16 protein-coding genes are annotated in these 17,185 nt (G+C 64.0%); 4 read left to right on the top strand and 12 right to left on the bottom strand.

Going from position 1 to position 17,185, the window contains the following annotated elements; translation table 11 throughout:
* The first annotated feature begins 181 nt into the window (after positions 1-181).
* Positions 182-2,797 (top strand): MMPL family transporter, encoded by a 2,616-nt coding sequence (locus XH92_RS30775; RefSeq protein ID WP_194455475.1) that lies wholly within the window; start codon positions 182-184, stop codon positions 2,795-2,797.
* A 111-nt stretch (positions 2,798-2,908) separates the two neighbouring features.
* Here XH92_RS30775 and XH92_RS30770 read toward each other — a convergent pair whose 3' ends face one another.
* Positions 2,909-3,568 (bottom strand): DUF2147 domain-containing protein, encoded by a 660-nt coding sequence (locus XH92_RS30770; RefSeq protein WP_194455474.1) that lies wholly within the window; start codon positions 3,566-3,568, stop codon positions 2,909-2,911.
* A 102-nt stretch (positions 3,569-3,670) separates the two neighbouring features.
* On the opposite strand from XH92_RS30770, the gene hpnO reads away from it, so the two are divergent.
* Positions 3,671-5,062, top strand: coding sequence for an aminobacteriohopanetriol synthase HpnO (gene hpnO, locus XH92_RS30765; RefSeq protein ID WP_194455473.1), 1,392 nt, complete (start codon positions 3,671-3,673; stop codon positions 5,060-5,062).
* 247 nt (positions 5,063-5,309) lie between these two features.
* On the opposite strand, the gene XH92_RS30760 is transcribed toward hpnO, so the two are convergent.
* The 4 genes from XH92_RS30760 to XH92_RS30745 all read right to left on the bottom strand — a co-directional run bounded on the left by XH92_RS30760 (position 5,310) and on the right by XH92_RS30745 (position 8,030).
* The gene (locus tag XH92_RS30760) at positions 5,310-6,080 is read right to left on the bottom strand and encodes an anti-sigma factor (protein ID WP_194455472.1); all 771 of its coding nucleotides are present in this window, start codon (positions 6,078-6,080) and stop codon (positions 5,310-5,312) included.
* The gene (locus XH92_RS30755; RefSeq protein WP_194455471.1) at positions 6,077-6,634 is read right to left on the bottom strand and encodes a sigma-70 family RNA polymerase sigma factor; all 558 of its coding nucleotides are present in this window, start codon (positions 6,632-6,634) and stop codon (positions 6,077-6,079) included. Before XH92_RS30755 ends, XH92_RS30760 begins: the two co-directional genes overlap by 4 nt.
* A 94-nt stretch (positions 6,635-6,728) precedes the next feature.
* Positions 6,729-7,052 carry a cupredoxin family copper-binding protein gene (locus tag XH92_RS30750; RefSeq protein WP_194455470.1) on the bottom strand — a complete coding sequence of 108 codons (324 nt, stop codon included), beginning with the start codon at positions 7,050-7,052 and terminating at the stop codon, positions 6,729-6,731.
* Positions 7,053-7,076: 24 nt separating this feature from the next.
* On the bottom strand, positions 7,077-8,030 hold the full coding sequence (locus XH92_RS30745) for a metallophosphoesterase (protein WP_194455469.1): 954 nt from the start codon (positions 8,028-8,030) through the stop codon (positions 7,077-7,079).
* Positions 8,031-8,445: 415 nt separating this feature from the next.
* On the opposite strand from XH92_RS30745, the gene XH92_RS43230 reads away from it, so the two are divergent.
* Positions 8,446-8,676, top strand: coding sequence for a GFA family protein (locus XH92_RS43230; protein ID WP_246788595.1), 231 nt, complete (start codon positions 8,446-8,448; stop codon positions 8,674-8,676).
* 108 nt (positions 8,677-8,784) lie between these two features.
* Here XH92_RS43230 and XH92_RS30735 read toward each other — a convergent pair whose 3' ends face one another.
* Together XH92_RS30735 and XH92_RS30730 are read right to left on the bottom strand one after the other, a co-directional pair.
* Positions 8,785-9,153 (bottom strand): hypothetical protein, encoded by a 369-nt coding sequence (locus XH92_RS30735; RefSeq protein ID WP_194455468.1) that lies wholly within the window; start codon positions 9,151-9,153, stop codon positions 8,785-8,787.
* 12 nt (positions 9,154-9,165) lie between these two features.
* Positions 9,166-9,594 (bottom strand): universal stress protein, encoded by a 429-nt coding sequence (locus XH92_RS30730; RefSeq protein ID WP_194455467.1) that lies wholly within the window; start codon positions 9,592-9,594, stop codon positions 9,166-9,168.
* Between the two features lie 319 nt (positions 9,595-9,913).
* Here XH92_RS30730 and cax point away from each other — a divergent pair, with 319 nt between their 5' ends.
* On the top strand, positions 9,914-11,017 hold the full coding sequence (gene cax, locus XH92_RS30725; protein WP_194455466.1) for a calcium/proton exchanger: 1,104 nt from the start codon (positions 9,914-9,916) through the stop codon (positions 11,015-11,017).
* A 110-nt stretch (positions 11,018-11,127) separates the two neighbouring features.
* On the opposite strand, the gene XH92_RS43225 is transcribed toward cax, so the two are convergent.
* The 5 genes from XH92_RS43225 to XH92_RS30700 all read right to left on the bottom strand — a co-directional run bounded on the left by XH92_RS43225 (position 11,128) and on the right by XH92_RS30700 (position 16,973).
* Complete coding sequence (locus tag XH92_RS43225; RefSeq protein WP_371817837.1) at positions 11,128-11,457, bottom strand: hypothetical protein; 330 nt, start codon at positions 11,455-11,457, stop codon at positions 11,128-11,130.
* Positions 11,458-11,694: 237 nt separating this feature from the next.
* Positions 11,695-12,174: a hypothetical protein gene (locus XH92_RS30715; RefSeq protein WP_194455465.1), complete on the bottom strand. Its 480-nt coding sequence runs from the start codon at positions 12,172-12,174 to the stop codon at positions 11,695-11,697.
* A 766-nt stretch (positions 12,175-12,940) separates the two neighbouring features.
* Positions 12,941-13,843, bottom strand: a complete 903-nt coding sequence (locus tag XH92_RS30710; protein WP_194455464.1) for an alpha/beta fold hydrolase — start codon at positions 13,841-13,843, stop codon at positions 12,941-12,943.
* Between the two features lie 7 nt (positions 13,844-13,850).
* Positions 13,851-15,470, bottom strand: a complete 1,620-nt coding sequence (locus tag XH92_RS30705) for a GMC family oxidoreductase (RefSeq protein WP_194455463.1) — start codon at positions 15,468-15,470, stop codon at positions 13,851-13,853.
* Positions 15,471-15,665: 195 nt separating this feature from the next.
* Positions 15,666-16,973 (bottom strand): MFS transporter, encoded by a 1,308-nt coding sequence (locus XH92_RS30700; RefSeq protein WP_194455462.1) that lies wholly within the window; start codon positions 16,971-16,973, stop codon positions 15,666-15,668.
* Positions 16,974-17,185 lie beyond the last annotated feature (212 nt).

The following is a 17,185-nucleotide window of genomic DNA, read 5'->3' as shown; positions in this document are numbered from 1 at the left end:
TCGTCACTTTATCGCCCACTCCTGCGGTTTATACCGGCCACTCGTGGCCGTTCCAGTGGTTTGGAACCTCCTCGCCATCTCGTCGAGGAGGGTAACCAAAACAACATTAGATCGGTCCCGGGAACTCCGCTACAGAGCGAGCGTTTTCGGCCATGCTTCCCCGAGATTAGAAAGAAACGAAGTGCTGACAAATATTGTCGTCTCCGTTGTTAGGACCTGTACGCGCTTTGCCCTTCCGGTTGTGATTTTCTCTGTGCTGCTGTCGATCGGCGCCGGCTTCTATACGGCCCGCAACTTCTCGATCAACACCGACATCAACAAGCTGATCTCGCCGGACCTGGATTGGCGCAAGCGTGACAACCAGTTCGAGGAAGCCTTTGATCGCGAGCGGCTGATCCTGGCCGTCGTCGAGGCCGCGACGCCCGAGCTGACCAGCTCGGCCGCCAAGGCGCTGACCGCGAAGCTGCAGGCCGACAAGAAGAACTTCGAGGCGATCACCGCGCTCGGCTCGGGCGAATTCTTCGAGAAGAACGGCCTCCTGTTCCTGCCGACCGAGGAGGTCGGCAAGGTCACGGGCCAGCTCGAATCGGCCGCGCCGCTGATCGAGATCATGGCCGGCGACCCTTCGATTCGCGGATTGACCGGTGCACTCGAGACCGGCCTCGCCGGCGTCAAGCGCGGACAGGTCAAGCTCGACAATGCCGCGCCGCCCTTCAACCTGATCTCCGAGACGGTCGAGACCGTCCTTGCCAAGGGTAACGCGACCTTCTCCTGGCGTGAGCTCACGAGCGACAAGCCGCTGACCGATTCGGACAAGCGCGCCTTCATCGAGATCAAGCCGATCATCGACTATTCGGCGCTGGAGCCGGGCAAGGCCGCAACCGACGCGATCCGCCAGGCGGCCGCCGATCTGAAATTCCCGACCGAATATCACGCGCGGGTTCGCCTGACCGGACCGGTGCCGATCGCCAACGAGGAATACGCCACCGTGCAGGACGGCGCGATCACCAACGGCATCGGCACCGTGGTGATCGTGCTGATCATCCTCTGGCTGGCGCTGCATTCCGGCAAGATCATCTTCGCCGTGTTCGTGAACCTGTTCATCGGTCTTGCCATCACCACGGCGGTCGGCCTGATGATGGTCGGTTCGCTGAACCTGCTCTCGATCGCCTTCGCGGTGCTGTTCGTCGGCCTCGGCGTCGACTTCGGCATCCAGTTCAGCGTTCGCTACCGCTCCGAGCGCTTCAAGAACGACAATCTGACGCTGGCGCTGGAAAACGCCGCGCGCCGCTCGGCGGTGCCGCTGTCGCTCGCCGCGATGGCGACGGCCGCCGGCTTCCTGTGCTTCCTGCCGACCGACTACAAGGGCATCTCCGAGCTCGGGAAGATCGCCGGCGCCGGCATGCTGGTGGCCTTCATCACCAGCATCACGGTGCTGCCGGCGCTGCTCGACCTGCTCAACCCTCCGGGAGAGAGGGAGCCGGTCGGCTACGCCTTCCTGGCGCCGCTCGACCATTTCCTGGAGAAGCATCGCGTCCCGATCATTGCCGGCACGCTGCTGGTCACGGTCGCTGGCCTGCCGCTGCTGCACTACATGAAGTTCGACTTCAACCCGATCAATCTACGCAACAAGCAGGCGGAATCGATCGCGACCTTCCTCGACCTGAGGAAGGACCCGAACACCGGTGCCAATGCCATCGACGTGATGACGCGCTCGGAAGCCGACGCCAAGAAGATCGAGGCCAAGCTCGAGAAGCTGCCGGAAGTGTCGCGCGTGATGTCGCTCGACAGCTTCGTGCCTGACGATCAGCCGGCCAAGCTGAAGCTGATCGCGCAGGCGGCCAAGACGCTCGGCCCCGCGCTCAACCCCGACTCGGTCGATCCGGCGCCGTCGGATCAGGAGAACGTCGAGTCGCTGAAGAGCTCGGTCGACAGCCTGCGCAGGACGGCGGGTGACGGCAAGGGGCCGGGCGCGGTTGCCGCGCGCCGGCTCGCCGACGCCCTGCAGAAGCTCGCCGATTCGAACCAGACCATCCGCGACAAGGCGCAGGAGGTCTTCGTCGCGCCGATGAAGATCGTGTTCGATCAGCTCCGCAACACGCTGCAGGCCCAGACCGTCACACTGCAGAACCTGCCGCCGGAACTGGTCGCGAGCTGGAAGACCAAGGACGGCCTGATGCGTGTCGAGGCGGAGCCGAAGGGCGATCCGAACGACAACGACAATCTGCGCCGCTTTGCCGATGCCGTGCTCGCCGCCGAGCCGACGGCGATTGGCGGGCCGGTCTCGATCCTAAAGTCGGGCGATGTGATCGTGAACGCGTTCATCCACGCCGGCATCCTGGCGCTGGTCACGATCAGCCTGCTGCTGTGGCTGACGCTGCGCCGCGTCGTCGACGTGCTGATGACGCTGGTGCCGCTCTTGGTCGCCGGCATCGTCACGCTGGAGATCTGCGTGCTGATCGGGCTGCCGCTCAACTTCGCCAACATCGTCGCGCTGCCGCTACTGCTCGGCGTCGGCGTCGCGTTCAAGATCTACTATGTCACGGCATGGCGGCAGGGCAGGACAAACCTGCTGCAGTCGAGCCTGACACGGGCGATCTTTTTCAGCGCGCTGACTACGGCGACCGCGTTCGGCAGTCTGTGGCTATCCAGCCATCCCGGCACCGCGAGCATGGGCAAGCTGCTTGCGCTCTCGCTCGTCACCACGCTGGCTGCGGTGTTGCTGTTCCAGCCGGCGCTGATGGGCAAGCCGCGCGAGGCCCTCAAGGACGAAGACATCGCCAACGACGTCACCTGACGCGCTGGCGATCCGCGTTCGATACGGCTTGGCGGCACGGTGCCGCCAAGCCGTAAATTCAGGCAGGCGTCAGCGCCGCGAAGCAGCCAGCCTGTTCACTGCTGCCTTCCGTCAATGCGTCGGTCGCGCGATGTCCGGGAGCAGGCAGATATCACCCACGGTGTCTGCCGACGCATTGGCGCCGCCCGGCGGGTTCGCCGCCTGCTTCTGACCCGGCTTGGTGGCGGGTGCCGCCACGGCGCCGGTGGTCTTCTGCGGCGCTGCCGATTTGGGAACGGCACCCTTCGCTGCGGCGCTGCCCGCCGCAGGCGGATTGCCGGCGGCGCTCATCGGGATCGGCGGGCCGACGCGGGTCCAGGTCTCGCCGCCGCACAGGAAGCCGAGCACGCAGCCCTGGATCTCGAGCTGATCGGTGCCGACCGGCTTGATGGTCGAGCTGTAGAGCTGGCCATCCTTCGCGTTGTAGACTTGGCCTTCCCACGCGTCGGCGCCGGCCTTCTTCTTCATGTCGATCAGGATCGGCATGCCGAGGGTTGGCCTGCTTTGTTTTGCAGGATCAGGATTGTTCTTATCCTTTCCGCCGGGGGTTTTTTCCCAGGACACCGCACCCCACATGTTGCCATTACACTGGGCGACGCGGATGGTGGCGACACCGTCTGCGACCTTCCAGTCGCCGGTTGGGTCCGCTGCAAGTGCCGGTGATAATACGGTGGCCAAAAATAAACCTGAAAAGGCTATTGTACGCGCGAAAGTTCTTGGGCAGTGCAACATGGTCCAAACCTGTGCTTAACTAGACGATCCGAGCGGGGGTCAAAACGCCGCTAGCGAGCGTTTTAAGTTGACGAGATGGCCATCAACCGACGTATGTAACGAATGGTAAGTTCCAATTTAGACGTTTCCGAGATTTTTGTGGAGCGCGAGGGGCAGCGCGGTGCCATGCACACGCGTCACCTCAACGAGCAGCTCGTGCGCGTCCTCAAGACCATCGGCTATGACGTCGGCTTCCAGAAGGGTCAAGGCCAGTACCTGTTCGATCGTCAGGGGGCTCGTTACCTTGATCTATTGAGCGGATTTGGCGTTTTTGCGATTGGCCGGAATCATCCTGCCCTGCGCCAGGCGCTGAAGAGTGTGCTCGACGCCGATCTGCCCAATCTGGTTCAGCTCGATGTCTCGACGCTTGCCGGCGTGCTCGCGGAACGGCTTCTGGAATATGTTCCATATCTGGACAAGGTGTTTTTCGCCAATTCCGGCGCCGAAACCGTCGAAGCGGCGATCAAGTTCGCGCGCGGCGCCACCGGCCGTCCGGGCATCGTCTATTGCGGGCATTCGTTCCACGGCCTGTCCTACGGCGCGCTGTCGCTGACCGATGATACGAACTTCCGCAGTGGCTTCGAGCCGCTGCTGCCTGGCTGCACCCCGATCCCCTACAACGATCTCGAGGCGCTGGAGAAGGCGCTGTCGTCGCGCCAGGTCGGCGCGTTCATCGTCGAGCCGATCCAGGGCAAGGGCGTCAACATGCCCACCGACGAGTTCCTGCCCGGTGCGCTGGCGCTGTGCCGCAAATACGGCACGCTGTTCATCGCCGACGAGATCCAGACCGGCATCGGCCGCACCGGCAAGTTCCTCGCGATCGAGCACTGGGGCATCGAGCCCGACATGGTGCTGCTGGCGAAGGCGCTATCCGGCGGCCACGTGCCGATCGGCGCGCTGCTGACGCGCAAGAACATCTTCGACAAGATCTTCAACCAGATGGATCGTGCGGTCGTGCACGGTTCGACCTTCGCCAAGAACGATCTGGCGATGGCCGCCGGTATCGCCACGCTCGATGTCATCAAGAACGAGAAGCTCGTCGAGAACGCCGCCAAGCGCGGCGCCGAGCTCCGCCTTGCATTGACCCGCATGGTGCCCGGCTATGAGCTGATGAAGGAAGTCCGCGGCAAGGGCCTGATGATCGGCGTCGAGTTCGGTCCGCCGAAATCGTTGCGGCTCAAGGCGTCGTGGAATCTGCTGGAGACCGCCAACAAGGGCCTGTTCTGCCAGCTCATCACGGTGCCGCTGTTCAAGGATCACAAGATCCTGACCCAGGTCGCCGGCCACGGCCTGCACACCATCAAGTTGCTGCCGCCGCTGATGATCACCGAGGAAGACTGCAGCTGGATCGAGAAGTCGTTCGACGACGTGATCGCCGGCAGCCACAAGGTGCCCGGCGCGATCTGGTCGCTCGGCAAGACGCTGGTCGACAACGCGGTGCGCAAGTCGGCGTAAGCGCGAGCCCGTAGCCCGGATGCAGCGAAGCGAAATCCGGGATTCTCGATCCTTGCAAGACTGTTCCCGGATTTCGCGGAGCGTGTCATCGGGCGCGCGTTCGCGCGACCCGTTGGCTCCATCCGGGCGACATGGCTGTCTCGTCCGTCATTGCGAGCGAAGCGAAGCAATCCATCGCGCGGCAAGTGGAGCTATGGATTGCTTCGTCGCTTCGCTCCTCGCAATGACGAAGCGTTAGCTGTTTTGCTCACCCTTCCTTGTTGGCGCGCATCGCGCTCTCGAACTTGTCGCCGAACTCGGTCAGCTCGTCGGCGCCGAGATCGCTGACCGCCCAGTAGTTCAGGCCGCGGTCGCTCCAGCGCCGGATGTTGAAGCCCTGCAAGATCGAGGTCTTCGCGGTCTTTCGCTCGGTGTTCGCGGTCTGCGCCACGAACAGATTGATGACGTGCTGGCGGCGCTTGTAGACCACAGCGCCGATCTCGCGGGCGTTGACGTAGTCGAGCCGGCCGCCGATCAGGGTGAAGCCCTGCGCGGTAAGATCGATCACCGGCGGCGAGACGTCGAGCTTGCCGTTGAACCAGGGCTTGACCGTATGCTGATCGGTCGAGACCACGTCGATGAGGTGGCCGGCCTGCAGCGAGCGCAGATGCGCCGACACCACCTCGTTCTCGATGCGCTGCTCGTCGTCGTTGCGCAGCACGATCGCAACCAGGCCTGTCGCGGCCATCGCCGACACGGCCGAGCCCATCGCGAAGCCGCGCAGCACCGAGCGCCGGCTCGGTGCCGCCTGCAGCTGCGGTTGCGGCAACGCCTTCTCGATCTTGCGGCGCAGCTCGAGCGGCGCCTTGTAGCGCACGTCGCTCTCGGCGATCGCCTGGCGGATCTCCTGATATTCCTTCATGAGAGCAGCGCAATGCGCGCACCCCTCGATATGGGCTTCCACCTCGCGTGCATGGCCGGCATCGAGTTCGCCGTCGATCAGCGCGTGGACCAGCACTTCGGCTTCCTCGCAATTCATTTCACTTGCTCCTGTTCCGCAAGCCATGCCGATCGCAGCATGGCGCGGGCGCGTGCGAGGCGGGACATCACGGTGCCGACAGGCACGGCGGCGACATCGGCGATCTCGCGGTAAGGAAGATTCTGGATTTCCCTGAGCACGAAGGTCTCGCGGAACGGCTCGGCGAGTGCCGCGACCAGCTTGCGCACGGTGTCGCCATCGAAGCGGCGCAGCAGTTGCTTTTCCGGGGTCTCCGGCGCCTCATTCCACATCGGGGTCTGATCGCCGCCTTCGGGCAGCTCCTCGACCGCGGTGGGGGCGGTCTTGCGGCGGGCATATTCGGCGCGGCAGACATTGCGCAGGATCGCGAACAGCCACGGCTTCATCGCTGGTCCCCGGTAGCTGTCGAAATGCTTGTAGGCGCGCAGATAGCATTCCTGCACCGCATCCTCGGCGTCGGCGGCATCGCGCAGCAAATAGCGCGCCAGGGTGTAGGCGTCGTCAAGGTACGGCAGCGCGGCTTCGCGAAATCGCCGCGCCTTTTCGGGATCGTCTTGCGACGCTTTGACAACCATCGTGTCCTGCCCGGCATGTCGAGAGACGGCTTGTGCCCGGCCGGGGGCGGAGGGCCATCGGCCAGGCATGGCTGTGATCGTATGGGTGGTCACGTTACCCAACCTTGATACTGCCTGTCATGTGCGGATGCAGCGAGCAGAAATACTTGTACTCGCCGGGCTCCGTGAAGGTGAACGAGAAGGTGCCGTCGGTATCCATGGTCTTGGAGCGGAATTTGCCCGCACACACCACGGTGTGCGGGATGTCGTCGCGGTTGGTCCAGGTCACGGTGGTGCCGACCTTCACGTCGAGCGGGTTCGGCGCGAACGAGAAGTTGTCGATGTGGACCGCGGCGTCTTCGGCGCGGGCCGCCGTGACCGGCAGCAGCATGGCCGCGACCACGGCTATACCGAAGTCGCGTCGGTTGATCGAACTCATGGTCTCTTCCCTCAGCCTTGTCCGTTAGCCTTGCAGCGGCGTGTCGATGATCGCCAGCGGCTGGCTGTTCTGCTTGAAGTTGATGCTGGCGACGCCGAGCATGCTGCGCAGCTTGGCATCCTCGACCTTCATCGGGCCGGGCGAGGGGGCGGCACCCGGCGCCGGCTGCGGGAAGGCCGTCGAGCGCGCGGTGTGGAAGGTGACGTTGCCCTCGACCTTCTGCATCACCTGGTGGATGTGGCCATTGAGCACGGTGACCGAGCCGAAGCCCTTGACGTATTCCAGCGCGCGGGCGCCGTCCTCGGTGCCCCAGCCCCATTGCGGATAGACCGTCCACAGCGGGATGTGGGCAAACAGCACGATCGGGGTCGACTTCGAGCGGCCCTTGAGGTCGTTCTCGAGCCATTCGAGCTGCTCGTTGCCGAGGTTGCCGAGGCCGCCGCCCTTCAGGTCGACGACGTTGACGAGGCCGACGAAGTGCACGCCGCCGGCGTCGAAGGAGTAGTAGCCCGGTCCTTTGGTGCCCTTGCCGTAGCGCTCCTTGTAGAGCTTGACCTCCTCGTCGATGAAATCGTGCTCGCCGGGTACGTAATGCACGTCGAGCTTGGCCTGCGAGATGATGCGATCGGCGTCATCGAATTCAGACGCTTTCGACAAATGCGTGATGTCGCCGGTGTGGATCATGAAGGACGGCTTGACCTGCATCGCCCGGACCTTGTTGATGGCCTCTTCAAGCGTGCCAATCGCGTTCGGGTTGGCCGGCTTGTCGAAGCCGACATGGCTGTCGCTGATCTGCATGAAGGTCATGCCGGTGGTGGCTTCGGCGGCGGCCGCCGAGCCGACGATGCCGAGCGAATGCGGCACGCCGCCGGTAACCGTCCAGAGCACGCCGGTGCCGGCCCAGGTCATGCATTCCAGCACCTTGCGTCGGCTGACGCCTTTTTCCTCGTCGTGGTGATTGTGATCGTGTCCGCTCATGACAAGTCTCCCGTGGGCCCAGGGATTGGGTTTCCGGGTAGGTGATCGGTGGGGCCGGGGCTTTATTCCCGCGGCTTTGGAGGGGTTGAGGGCCGGAATGACGATTTCGTGAGAGCCGGAAAGCCGGCCGTGACGTGGGCCGCCATGCGGGCGACGCGACAGGTGGCCGCAAGGGCAAGATGCGCCATTGAAGGCGTCGGGCCTGCAACGCTATCGACCGGGCAAACCATTGATCGGTCGGAGGAAAACATGGCTGACGTTACCGGCGGCGGTCACTGCGGCGAGATTCGCCACGAGGTAACCGGGGAACCGGTCGTCCATGCGCTGTGTCACTGCACCGATTGCCGGCGCCACGCCGGCGCGCCGATGGTCGGCTGGGTGATGGTCGCAGAAGGTCACCAAAGGGCAGCCCAGTATCTACCGATCCTCCGAGCATGGCCGGCGGCACTTCTGCGCGAACTGCGGCACCGGGCTGTTCTATACCAACGGCAACATGTTGCCCGGGTTCATCGACATCCAGAGCGGCACCTATGACGATCCCGGCGCGGTGCCGGCCGCCATGCATATCCAGGTCGCGGAGCGGCTGCGCTGGATGGAAACCGCGCATCAGCTGCCGGCCTTCGACCGCTTTCCGCTAACGGAATGACCGGCGACCTGCGGGCGTAGCGGCGATGATGCGCGCCGCAACACGGCGATGCCCCGCAACGTAGATGAACAGCCGCAAAAAAGCTGTCTTGCTGCCGTCAGCATAATGTCAGCGCTGCTGCATAAGAATGGTGGACTTCATTCGCCACACCTGGAGATCATCATGAGCGACCACGCAGGCGTTGAGCATCATCACAAGGCGGCCGAACATCACGAGCACGCGGCGCGTCATCACCGCGAAGCGGCCAAGCACCACGAAGAGGGCAATCACGAGAAGGCGGCGCACCACGCCCACAGCGCCCATGGCCATGCCAGCCACGCCCAGCATCACCACACCGAAGCGAGCCGGCATCACGCCGAGCACCACGGCAAACACTAACAAGAGTTCCAGTACTGCGTGAGTGGCTTCCGCCGTCCCCGCAAGGGGGCGGCGTTTTCTTTTGGCGGGACGCGCTGCGCTGACGCTCTCATTGGTCAAGCGTCCGATCATTCACGGACAAACCAGCACGGGGGTCTTCGCCTGCGCCAGCACCTTGTTTGTCACACTGCCGATCAGAAGCACGGAGAGTCCGCTTCGTCCATGCGACGACATGACGATGAGATCGCAACCCCTGTCCGCGGCTACAGCGATAATCGCTTGATGGGGTTGCCCGTTCTCCGCTAGCACCGTCTCGCAGGGAATGCCGGCCTCCCTGGCTGCATTTGCCGCGTCGTTCAGCGCTTTCGTGGCCTGCTCCTTGCGCATCTCGGCAAAGTTGGCGATCGTGTCGCGGAAATGCCCCGTCAGTTCTGAAAGCGGCTCCACGGCGAAAATCACGGAGACCTTGGCTCCGATGGATTTCGCGAGCGCAATTCCTTGGGCGATGCCACGCTTCGCCAGTTCCGACCCATCCGTCGGAATGAGAATATGCCGGTACATGCTTCAACTCCCGTGATGTTTGACGAATTCGCGAGCGAAGAGCGACGCAGGACGGACGGCGAAACTTGAAGGTGGTCTGAACGAGGCGGCAAGAAGAAGCGCACGGGCCGATCCGGCGTGAGTTGATCTAGGTCAAGGCGGCGAGGAGCCGGAGATAGGGACGCGCTTCTGACCGTTCGGAAAATAGCCCGGGACTTCGGGCAGGCCACCATGGTGCAAGCAGGCCTGCGAGGCGGTGGAGAGGGATTGAGCTAGATCAAGATCGAGCGGCCCGTAGTGATCAGAATTGCTGCCCAACTCGTTTCAGCCGGGCGGTACCATGCAGCTTCTGCTCAAGGAAATTCGACACAATCCGCTGCTTTGGATGCTGATCTTCGTGCCGATCGTGCTCGTGGTCGAGACGGCAGCTCCGTCCGCCCACACAGTCCTGTTCGTGCTCGCTGTCCTCGCCATCGTGCCATTGGCTGCCCTTCTCAGTCACGCAACGGAAAGCGTCGCGGAGAAAACGGGCGATGCGATCGGAGGCTTGCTCAACGCAACGCTGGGCAATCTGACCGAGCTGATCATCGCGATCGCAGCGCTCCATGCGGGAGAATACATGCTGGTCAAGGCATCGATCGCCGGTGCCATCGTCACCAACTCGCTCTTCATGCTCGGCGCATCGTTCCTGCTTGGCGGGCTCCGCCATCATGTTCAAGAGTACAATCGGGCCGGTGGGAGGATGTACGCAGCGCTGCTGCTGATGGCCACGATTGCGCTGCTTGCCCCCTCTGCCGTCGCCGACCTTGATCCGGCACGCGGCGAAGCCATGGCGCTGACACTCAGCACGGGCCTCGCCGTGCTGCTGATCTGCGCCTACGGTCTCGGCTTGCTGTTCTCGCTCAAGACACACAAGGAGCTGTTCGCAAGCGAGGAGCATGGCGAGGCCGGTGGCGCCGGCTGGCCGATCGGGCTTGCGTTGGGCACTCTTCTCGCCGTCACCGTGCTGGTTGCGCTGGTCAGCGAAATATTCGTGAGTTCGGTGCAGAAAGCGGGCGAGACGCTGGGACTGAGCCCGGCGTTCGTTGGTTTCATCATCGTCGCGCTGGTCGGCGCCGCAGCGGAAATGGCGGTGGCATTCTCCGCGGCGCGCAAGAACCGGCTCGACATGAGCGTCAGCATCGCGCTCGGAAGCGCTTCGCAAATCGCCCTGTTCGTTGCACCGGCGCTGGTTCTTCTAAGCTACGTCATCGGTCCGAAGCCGATGGACTTGCAGTTCTGGCCGGGCGCCGTGACGATGGTCATGATCGCTTCCGTGACGTCCTGCTTCATTACCAACAGCGGACGGTCGGCATGGTTCATCGGCGCCTTGCTCGTGCTGATCTATGCGATTTTCGCCATGACGCTGTACATGGTGCCGCCGGGATCGCACGCTCCGGTTTGACCATCGTCGAACCGCTCGATCATGATCGTGTCCGGACCAATCCAGACGCAGTCTCGGCCTCTACGCTCTCATGCGCCTTTTTCGTCGCCGAGAGCGTTCAGTGCTTCCGGTTACTGGCAGAGATGTTGGCGGCCATCCTCGCCACGAAAATACGTGCCGGGCTGGCAGACGAAACCCTGACCGTTGGAAGGATAGTGATAATAGCCATAAGCGCCGGCCGCCGCCGCAGCTCCCACGGCAGCGGTTCCGTACACCGCCCTGCGTGTTTGGCGACGCGCGACACCCGCGACGCTCACGGGCGTCAAAGGACGGCCGACGCGCGCTTGCGCTCCCTGGACCGAAATCGAGACGCCACCCTGTTCCGAGCGGTCAAAGGATAGCAGCATGGCACACCCGAAGATGGTCGTCGCCAGCGTGATTGTTTTCGAAATTGTCTTCATCGCTTTCCTCCAGGCCTAGGGTCCCGATCAGTCCGATTTGAAAACCATCAGCGCGTGGAGCCGTTGATCTGGATCAAGCCTTTGGGATCGCAAACTCAACGGGGCCACGATTGTGATCGTAGCCTCCGTTAGCGCGTGACCCATTCTGGATGGCCGCGCTGACGTTCGACCGAATCCGAGCAAGCCGACCTAGCGGCGCGACGGCATGGACCATCCATCCACGACGGCTCAGCCGGATCAGTATTGATACTGCTGTTGCGGACAGATCATTTGACCGTATTGATTGTAGTGGCAGCCCTGGTTGCCGTAGTAGCCATAGCTGCCGTAATACGCGCCGGCTGCGGCCGCGGCGCCGGCTGCCGCAGCACCATAGCCCCAACCGGGTCGATAGTAGCCTCGGCCATAACCGGGATAGCCGGCGACCGGGCGGCCAGGGCGCCCGGCAATCGGACGGCCCGGATAGCCCGGACGACCCGCGATCGGGTGTGAGGGACGCGGGCGGCCGGCAGCGTGATATCCTCCGCCATGGATCCTTCCGGCATGCATCCTTCCGGCGCCGGCATGCATGCCGCCGCCACGCATCGCACCGCCATGAAAGCCGCCTCCGCCGCCACGGAAGCCGCCGCCTCCTCCGCGGCGGGCATAGGCGTCATCAGGAACCAGGCAGACAGCAACGAGAAGCAGAGTTGCCAGAGCGGCGAGGATACAACGAAGCATGGCGTGTCCCTCCCTAGCGGACGATGTTGCGAACCGTGAAACTGCGACGCTCCCGGGGGCGCGGGGTTGACGTAGATCAACGGAACGCAATCGCGTTCAAGATGCCGGGTTCCGCGGGCGCTTTCGCGCAAGTGCGACAGACGCCTGCTTTCAAACCTCCTCAGGCACAATCTGCACTTTGCTGCCGAAGCGGCGCTGCCTAGAATGCGGGACGTGGGAGGTTCCGCGACTTGTCGTGTCACCTCCCAGTCAGGCGACAGCCCCATCCATTGCCGAGCTTACCAGCGTTTTTTCGCTTGCTGCCGTGTGCAGCCGGAATTGTTGAACCAACCTTGTTCTGAGGTGTTCTGTAGCGACAGAACCCCGCGATTTGCAGCGGCGATGATGAGGACGGGTTCGGAGACGTCAGCCTCGCAGTGACATTCTGCCGGGCTTGTCTCCAATCTCCATCGCTTTGGCCGAGTTCATGCACAGTGGCATCGCCTCAGGGAGAGAACGAACGTGCGGAAAGCGGATGTAACGTGCGCGTGCTGTGGTGCGGGTTTCCGGCGGTTGGAACTATGGTCTGAACCTGGCGCCAAGGGTGAGTATCACTGTCCGGTTTGCGACTACCTGCTTGAAGCATTCGATGGCACCAACCTGATCGTCTATCGGCTGACGATCCAGCCGGTGCGCGCACCGGTCTACCCGGCGAGGCAATTCGACGATCGACGATGAAGTGACGATCGGTTGCCATCGGCGCGCTATTTGCCGATGAGCAGGCGTTCTAAGCCGCGCGCCTGGCGAATGTGCGGAGCGCAGCGACCATCAGCTCCGGCGCCTCCTGCGCAACGCAGTGCCCGACATTGTCGAACGTCCAGCGGCTGGCGTGCGGGATCAGGGCCGCGGCGCGGTCGGCCATCTCCTTGTAGATCGGCCATGACTGTTCCGCGGTGGCGATGCAGACCGGGCAGGCGATCTCGGAGAACCACGGGAACGGATTGCCGCGCTTATCGCCAGTGTAGATCTGCTCCATGGCCTGGAAGATCGGCCCAAGCAGCGCCGACTCGATCTCGGGCGTGCAGCGCAGCCGCATGCGGCCGTCGTCGAGCCGCGCAAAGCCGTGATGGACATAGGCCCATAGCGACGGCTCGGTCCACGGTGCGAACGCCGGCGCTTCGCGCAACCGCCGGAACAAATCGTCGGCATTATCGAATTCGGCGCGGCGGCGCAGCACGCCCTGCACCGATCCGCGGGCGATGTCGCTCAGGCCGCCGGTTCGCGGCGCGTGCGGATCCATCGCGGTCGGCTCCGTCACGAACAGCCGTGCGAAGCGGTCCGGCATCAGTTTCGTTGCGAGCATCAGGTCGGTCGCGCCGGCGCTGTGACCGATGCCGTAGATCTCATGGAGATCAAGGCGCTCGACCACCATGCAGATATCGTCGGCGAAGTCCTGGAACTGAAAGCGGTCGGCCGGCGGCTTGTGGCTCAGGCCGTGGCCGCGGCGGTCGAGCGCATAGACGGTGTAGTCGGCGGCCAGCGCCTCCGCGACTTCGGTCCACACTTCGGCGACGAAGCCGGTGCCGTGCAGCAGCAGCGCCGGCGGCTTGCCGGAGGCCGGCTCGCCCCATCGTGCCAGCGCGATCTGCGCGCCGGCATCGCCCACCAGAATGCGCTGCGGCTGCGTCATGGCTTGTTTATCGCGCATCCTGCAGGATCATCGCCGCGGCCTTCTCGGCGATCATCGCCGTCGGCGTGTTGGTGTTGCCGGAGGTGATGGTCGGCATCACGGAGGCATCCGCGATGCGCAGGCCGTGGAGGCCGTAGAAGCGCAGACGCTCGTCGACCACGGCCATTGGATCGTTGGCCGTTCCCATCTTCGCGGTGCCGACCGGGTGGAAGATCGTGGTGCCGATGTCGCCGGCGGCCTTGGCGAGCGAGGCGTCGTCGTCGCCGACGGAGGGACCGGGCAGGAATTCCTCGGGGTGATATTTTTCCAGTGCCTTCTGCTTCATCAACTTGCGCGTGGTGCGGATCGCGTCGGCCGCGACCTGGCGGTCGTCCTCGGTCGAGAGATAATTCGGCGCGATCGACGGCTTGTCGTCGGGCGCGGTCGAGCGGATACGCACCGTGCCGCGCGAGGTCGGCTGCAGGTTGCAGGCGCTCACCGTGATCGCGGGGAAGCGATGCAGGGGATCGCCGAATTTGTCGAGCGACAGCGGTTGCACGTGGAACTGGATGTTGGCGCGCGAGCGCGTCGCATCCGAGCGCGTGAAGATGCCGAGCTGTGATGGCGCCATGGTCAGCGGCCCGCGGCGGCGGAACGCGTAGTCGAGGCCCATCAAGCCGCGGCGCACCAGGTTGTAGTAGGTCTCGTTCAGCGTGCGCACGCCCGATACCTTGTAGATCGCGCGCTGCTGTAGATGGTCCTGCAGATTATGGCCGATGCCCTGCACGTCGGCCACGATGTCGATGCCGAGCGGCGACAGCCATTCCGACGGGCCGATGCCGGAGCGATGCAGCACCTGCGTGGTGCCGATCGAGCCCGCGCACAGAATCACCTCGCCCTTGGCGCGCGCCTCCACAGTCTCATTGCCCTGACGGAACTCGACGCCGGCGGCGCGGCCGCTCTCGATGATCAGGCGGTCGACCAGCACGTCGGTCTCGAGCCTGAGATTGCTGCGGTTCAGCACCGGCTTGAGGAAACCGCGCGCCGATGACCAGCGCCGGCCGCGCTTCTGGTTGACGTGGAAGTAGCTGGTGCCCTCGTTGTCGCCGGTGTTGAAATCCGGGATGCGCTTGATGCCCATCTCCTCGGCGGCATCGCCGACCGCATCGAGGATCTGCCACGACAGCCGCGGCGCCTCGATGCGCCAGCCGCCGCCGACACCGTGATGCTCGCTTTCGCCGAGGAAGTGATCCTCCAGCCGCTTGAATGCCGGCAGCACGTCGCTGTAGCTCCACCCGGTGAGGCCTAGCTGCCGCCAGTGATCGTAATCGGCGGCCTGGCCGCGCATCGAGATCATGGCGTTGATCGCCGACGAGCCGCCGATCACCTTGCCGCGCGGATATGCGAGCGCACGGCCGTTGAGGCCGGGCTCGGCCTCGGTCTTGAACATCCAGTCCGAGCGCGGATTGCCGATCGCGAAGAGATAGCCGACCGGGATGTGAAACCAGATCCAGTTGTCCTTGCCGCCGGCTTCCAGCAGCAGCACGCGCTTCTTCGGATCTGCCGACAGGCGGTTGGCCATGATGCAACCCGCCGTGCCTGCGCCGACGATAATGTAGTCGAAATCACCCTCGAGCCTTCGCGGCATGTCCTCGTTCCCGGCAAGCGTCTTTTGTTATTGCCTTCTATAGCGTTTTCGAGCGAAGTGGAGCCCGGTTCGCGTGAAGAAAACGCGTCAGTAGAAGAAATAGAACTTGGTCCTGACAAAGTCAGAACCAAGTTCTATCCAGACGCAGCCGGTCGAGACAAGCCCGGCCGACGACGCCGGGCATGCGCTGGATGATCAGGGACGGCTGGGTTCGGCGAGTGTGACCTCGGGTCCGGGCCTCGGCACACAGAGAATCAGCGTCAGCATACCGATCGCCAGCAGCGCGCCGACGAGGGCGAGCGGTGCGTAGATGCTCCCGGTCGCGACATTCATCCAGCCGATCAGGGCAGGGCACACCGCGCCGCCGAACGAGCCGATCGCGCTGATCAGCGCGATACCGCCGGCCGCGGCGCTGCCTTCCAGCATCGCGTTCGGAATGGTCCAGAACAGCGACAGGATCGCGAAGATGCCGATCGAGGCGATGGCGAGCAACGTCACCGTCAGCAGGATGCTGCCCTGCGCGGCCTGCAAGGCGATGAAGCACGCCGCCGCGACGAGGCCGCAAGCGACCACGTGCCAGCGCCGTTCCCGCGTGCGATCGGAGCTGTAGCCGATCGCGACCATGCCGATCGCCGACGCCACCGAGATCGCGCCGCTCAGCCAGCCGATCTCGGTCGTGGTCGCGACGCCGACGCGCTTCAGCAGTGTCGGCGTCCACAGCAGGATGGTGTTGAGCGAGCAGAAGAACGCGAAGTAGATGAAGGACAGCAGATAGACGCGCGGCTCGCGCAGCGCCGCCGCGAAGCTGCGCGTGGTGCCGGGGGCGGCGGCGCGATCGCGGGCGAGATCGCTTGCGACCTGCCGCCGCTCGTCGGCGTTGAGCCAGCTCGCGGCCTGCGGCCCGTCGGCGAGATGAAGGAACGCAACGATGCCAAGCAGCACGGCGGGAACGCCTTCGAGGATGAACAGCCACTGCCAGCCATGCAGGCCATGGACGCCCTGCATGTGATCCATGATCAGGCCCGACAGCGGTCCCGCGATCACGCCGCCGAGCGGCACTGCCATCACGAACAGGCTGGTCATGCGGCCGCGCACGCGGTCCGGAAACCACAGCGTCAGGTAATACAGGATGCCGGGGAAGAAGCCGCCTTCCGCGGCCCCGAGCAGGAAGCGCAGCAGATAGAGGTGATACTGGTTCTGCACCAGCGCGAGCAGCACGGTCACAGTGCCCCACAGCACCATGATCCGCAGCAGCGTCTTGCGCACCCCGATCCTGACCAGCAGCAGATTGCTCGGCACTTCGAGGGCGACATAGCCGACCGAGAAGATGCCGGCGGCAAGCCCGAACACCGCGTCATCGATGTTGAGGTCGTGCAGGAATTGCAGCTTGGCAAAGCCGATGTTGAAGCGATCGATGATCGCCACCGTGTAGCACGCCAGCAGGAACGGGATCAGGCGCCAGGCGATCCGTCCATAGAGCCGCGAATGGGCCGCATCCTTCATGGAAAGTCTCCTCGAATGATTATTGTGATTGTTCGTTGGCGCCGCGAAGGAGGCGCGCTCCCTCGCCCCGTTCTTACGGGGAGAGGGTTGGGGTGAGGGGCTGTCTCCGCATAGACGATGAGAGCTGTCCTCGCGGAGACTCCCCCTCACCCGGAACGCATCTCGCGATGCGTTCCGGCCTCTCCCCGCGGGGCGAGGCGGAGTGGGAGCCA

This window comes from Bradyrhizobium sp. CCBAU 53421 (assembly GCF_015291625.1).
Taxonomy (GTDB): domain Bacteria; phylum Pseudomonadota; class Alphaproteobacteria; order Rhizobiales; family Xanthobacteraceae; genus Bradyrhizobium.
The sequence above is the reverse complement of the archived record's forward strand: the minus strand, read 5'-3'. Positions and strand labels throughout refer to the sequence as shown.

Excerpts from the sequence above, each read along its gene's own strand:
- XH92_RS30710 (WP_194455464.1), bottom strand. The coding sequence starts at position 13,843 with ATGACGCAGCCGCAGCGCATTCTGGTGGGCGATGCCGGCGCGCAGATC.
- XH92_RS30700 (WP_194455462.1), bottom strand. The coding sequence starts at position 16,973 with ATGAAGGATGCGGCCCATTCGCGGCTCTATGGACGGATCGCCTGGCGC.
- XH92_RS30715 (WP_194455465.1), bottom strand. The coding sequence starts at position 12,174 with ATGCTTCGTTGTATCCTCGCCGCTCTGGCAACTCTGCTTCTCGTTGCT.
- cax (WP_194455466.1), top strand. The coding sequence starts at position 9,914 with ATGCAGCTTCTGCTCAAGGAAATTCGACACAATCCGCTGCTTTGGATG.
- XH92_RS43225 (WP_371817837.1), bottom strand. The coding sequence starts at position 11,457 with ATGAAGACAATTTCGAAAACAATCACGCTGGCGACGACCATCTTCGGG.
- XH92_RS30750 (WP_194455470.1), bottom strand. The coding sequence starts at position 7,052 with ATGAGTTCGATCAACCGACGCGACTTCGGTATAGCCGTGGTCGCGGCC.
- XH92_RS30770 (WP_194455474.1), bottom strand. The coding sequence starts at position 3,568 with ATGTTGCACTGCCCAAGAACTTTCGCGCGTACAATAGCCTTTTCAGGT.
- hpnO (WP_194455473.1), top strand. The coding sequence starts at position 3,671 with ATGGTAAGTTCCAATTTAGACGTTTCCGAGATTTTTGTGGAGCGCGAG.
- XH92_RS30705 (WP_194455463.1), bottom strand. The coding sequence starts at position 15,470 with ATGCCGCGAAGGCTCGAGGGTGATTTCGACTACATTATCGTCGGCGCA.
- XH92_RS30730 (WP_194455467.1), bottom strand. The coding sequence starts at position 9,594 with ATGTACCGGCATATTCTCATTCCGACGGATGGGTCGGAACTGGCGAAG.
- XH92_RS30760 (WP_194455472.1), bottom strand. The coding sequence starts at position 6,080 with ATGAATTGCGAGGAAGCCGAAGTGCTGGTCCACGCGCTGATCGACGGC.
- XH92_RS30745 (WP_194455469.1), bottom strand. The coding sequence starts at position 8,030 with ATGAGCGGACACGATCACAATCACCACGACGAGGAAAAAGGCGTCAGC.
- XH92_RS30755 (WP_194455471.1), bottom strand. The coding sequence starts at position 6,634 with ATGGTTGTCAAAGCGTCGCAAGACGATCCCGAAAAGGCGCGGCGATTT.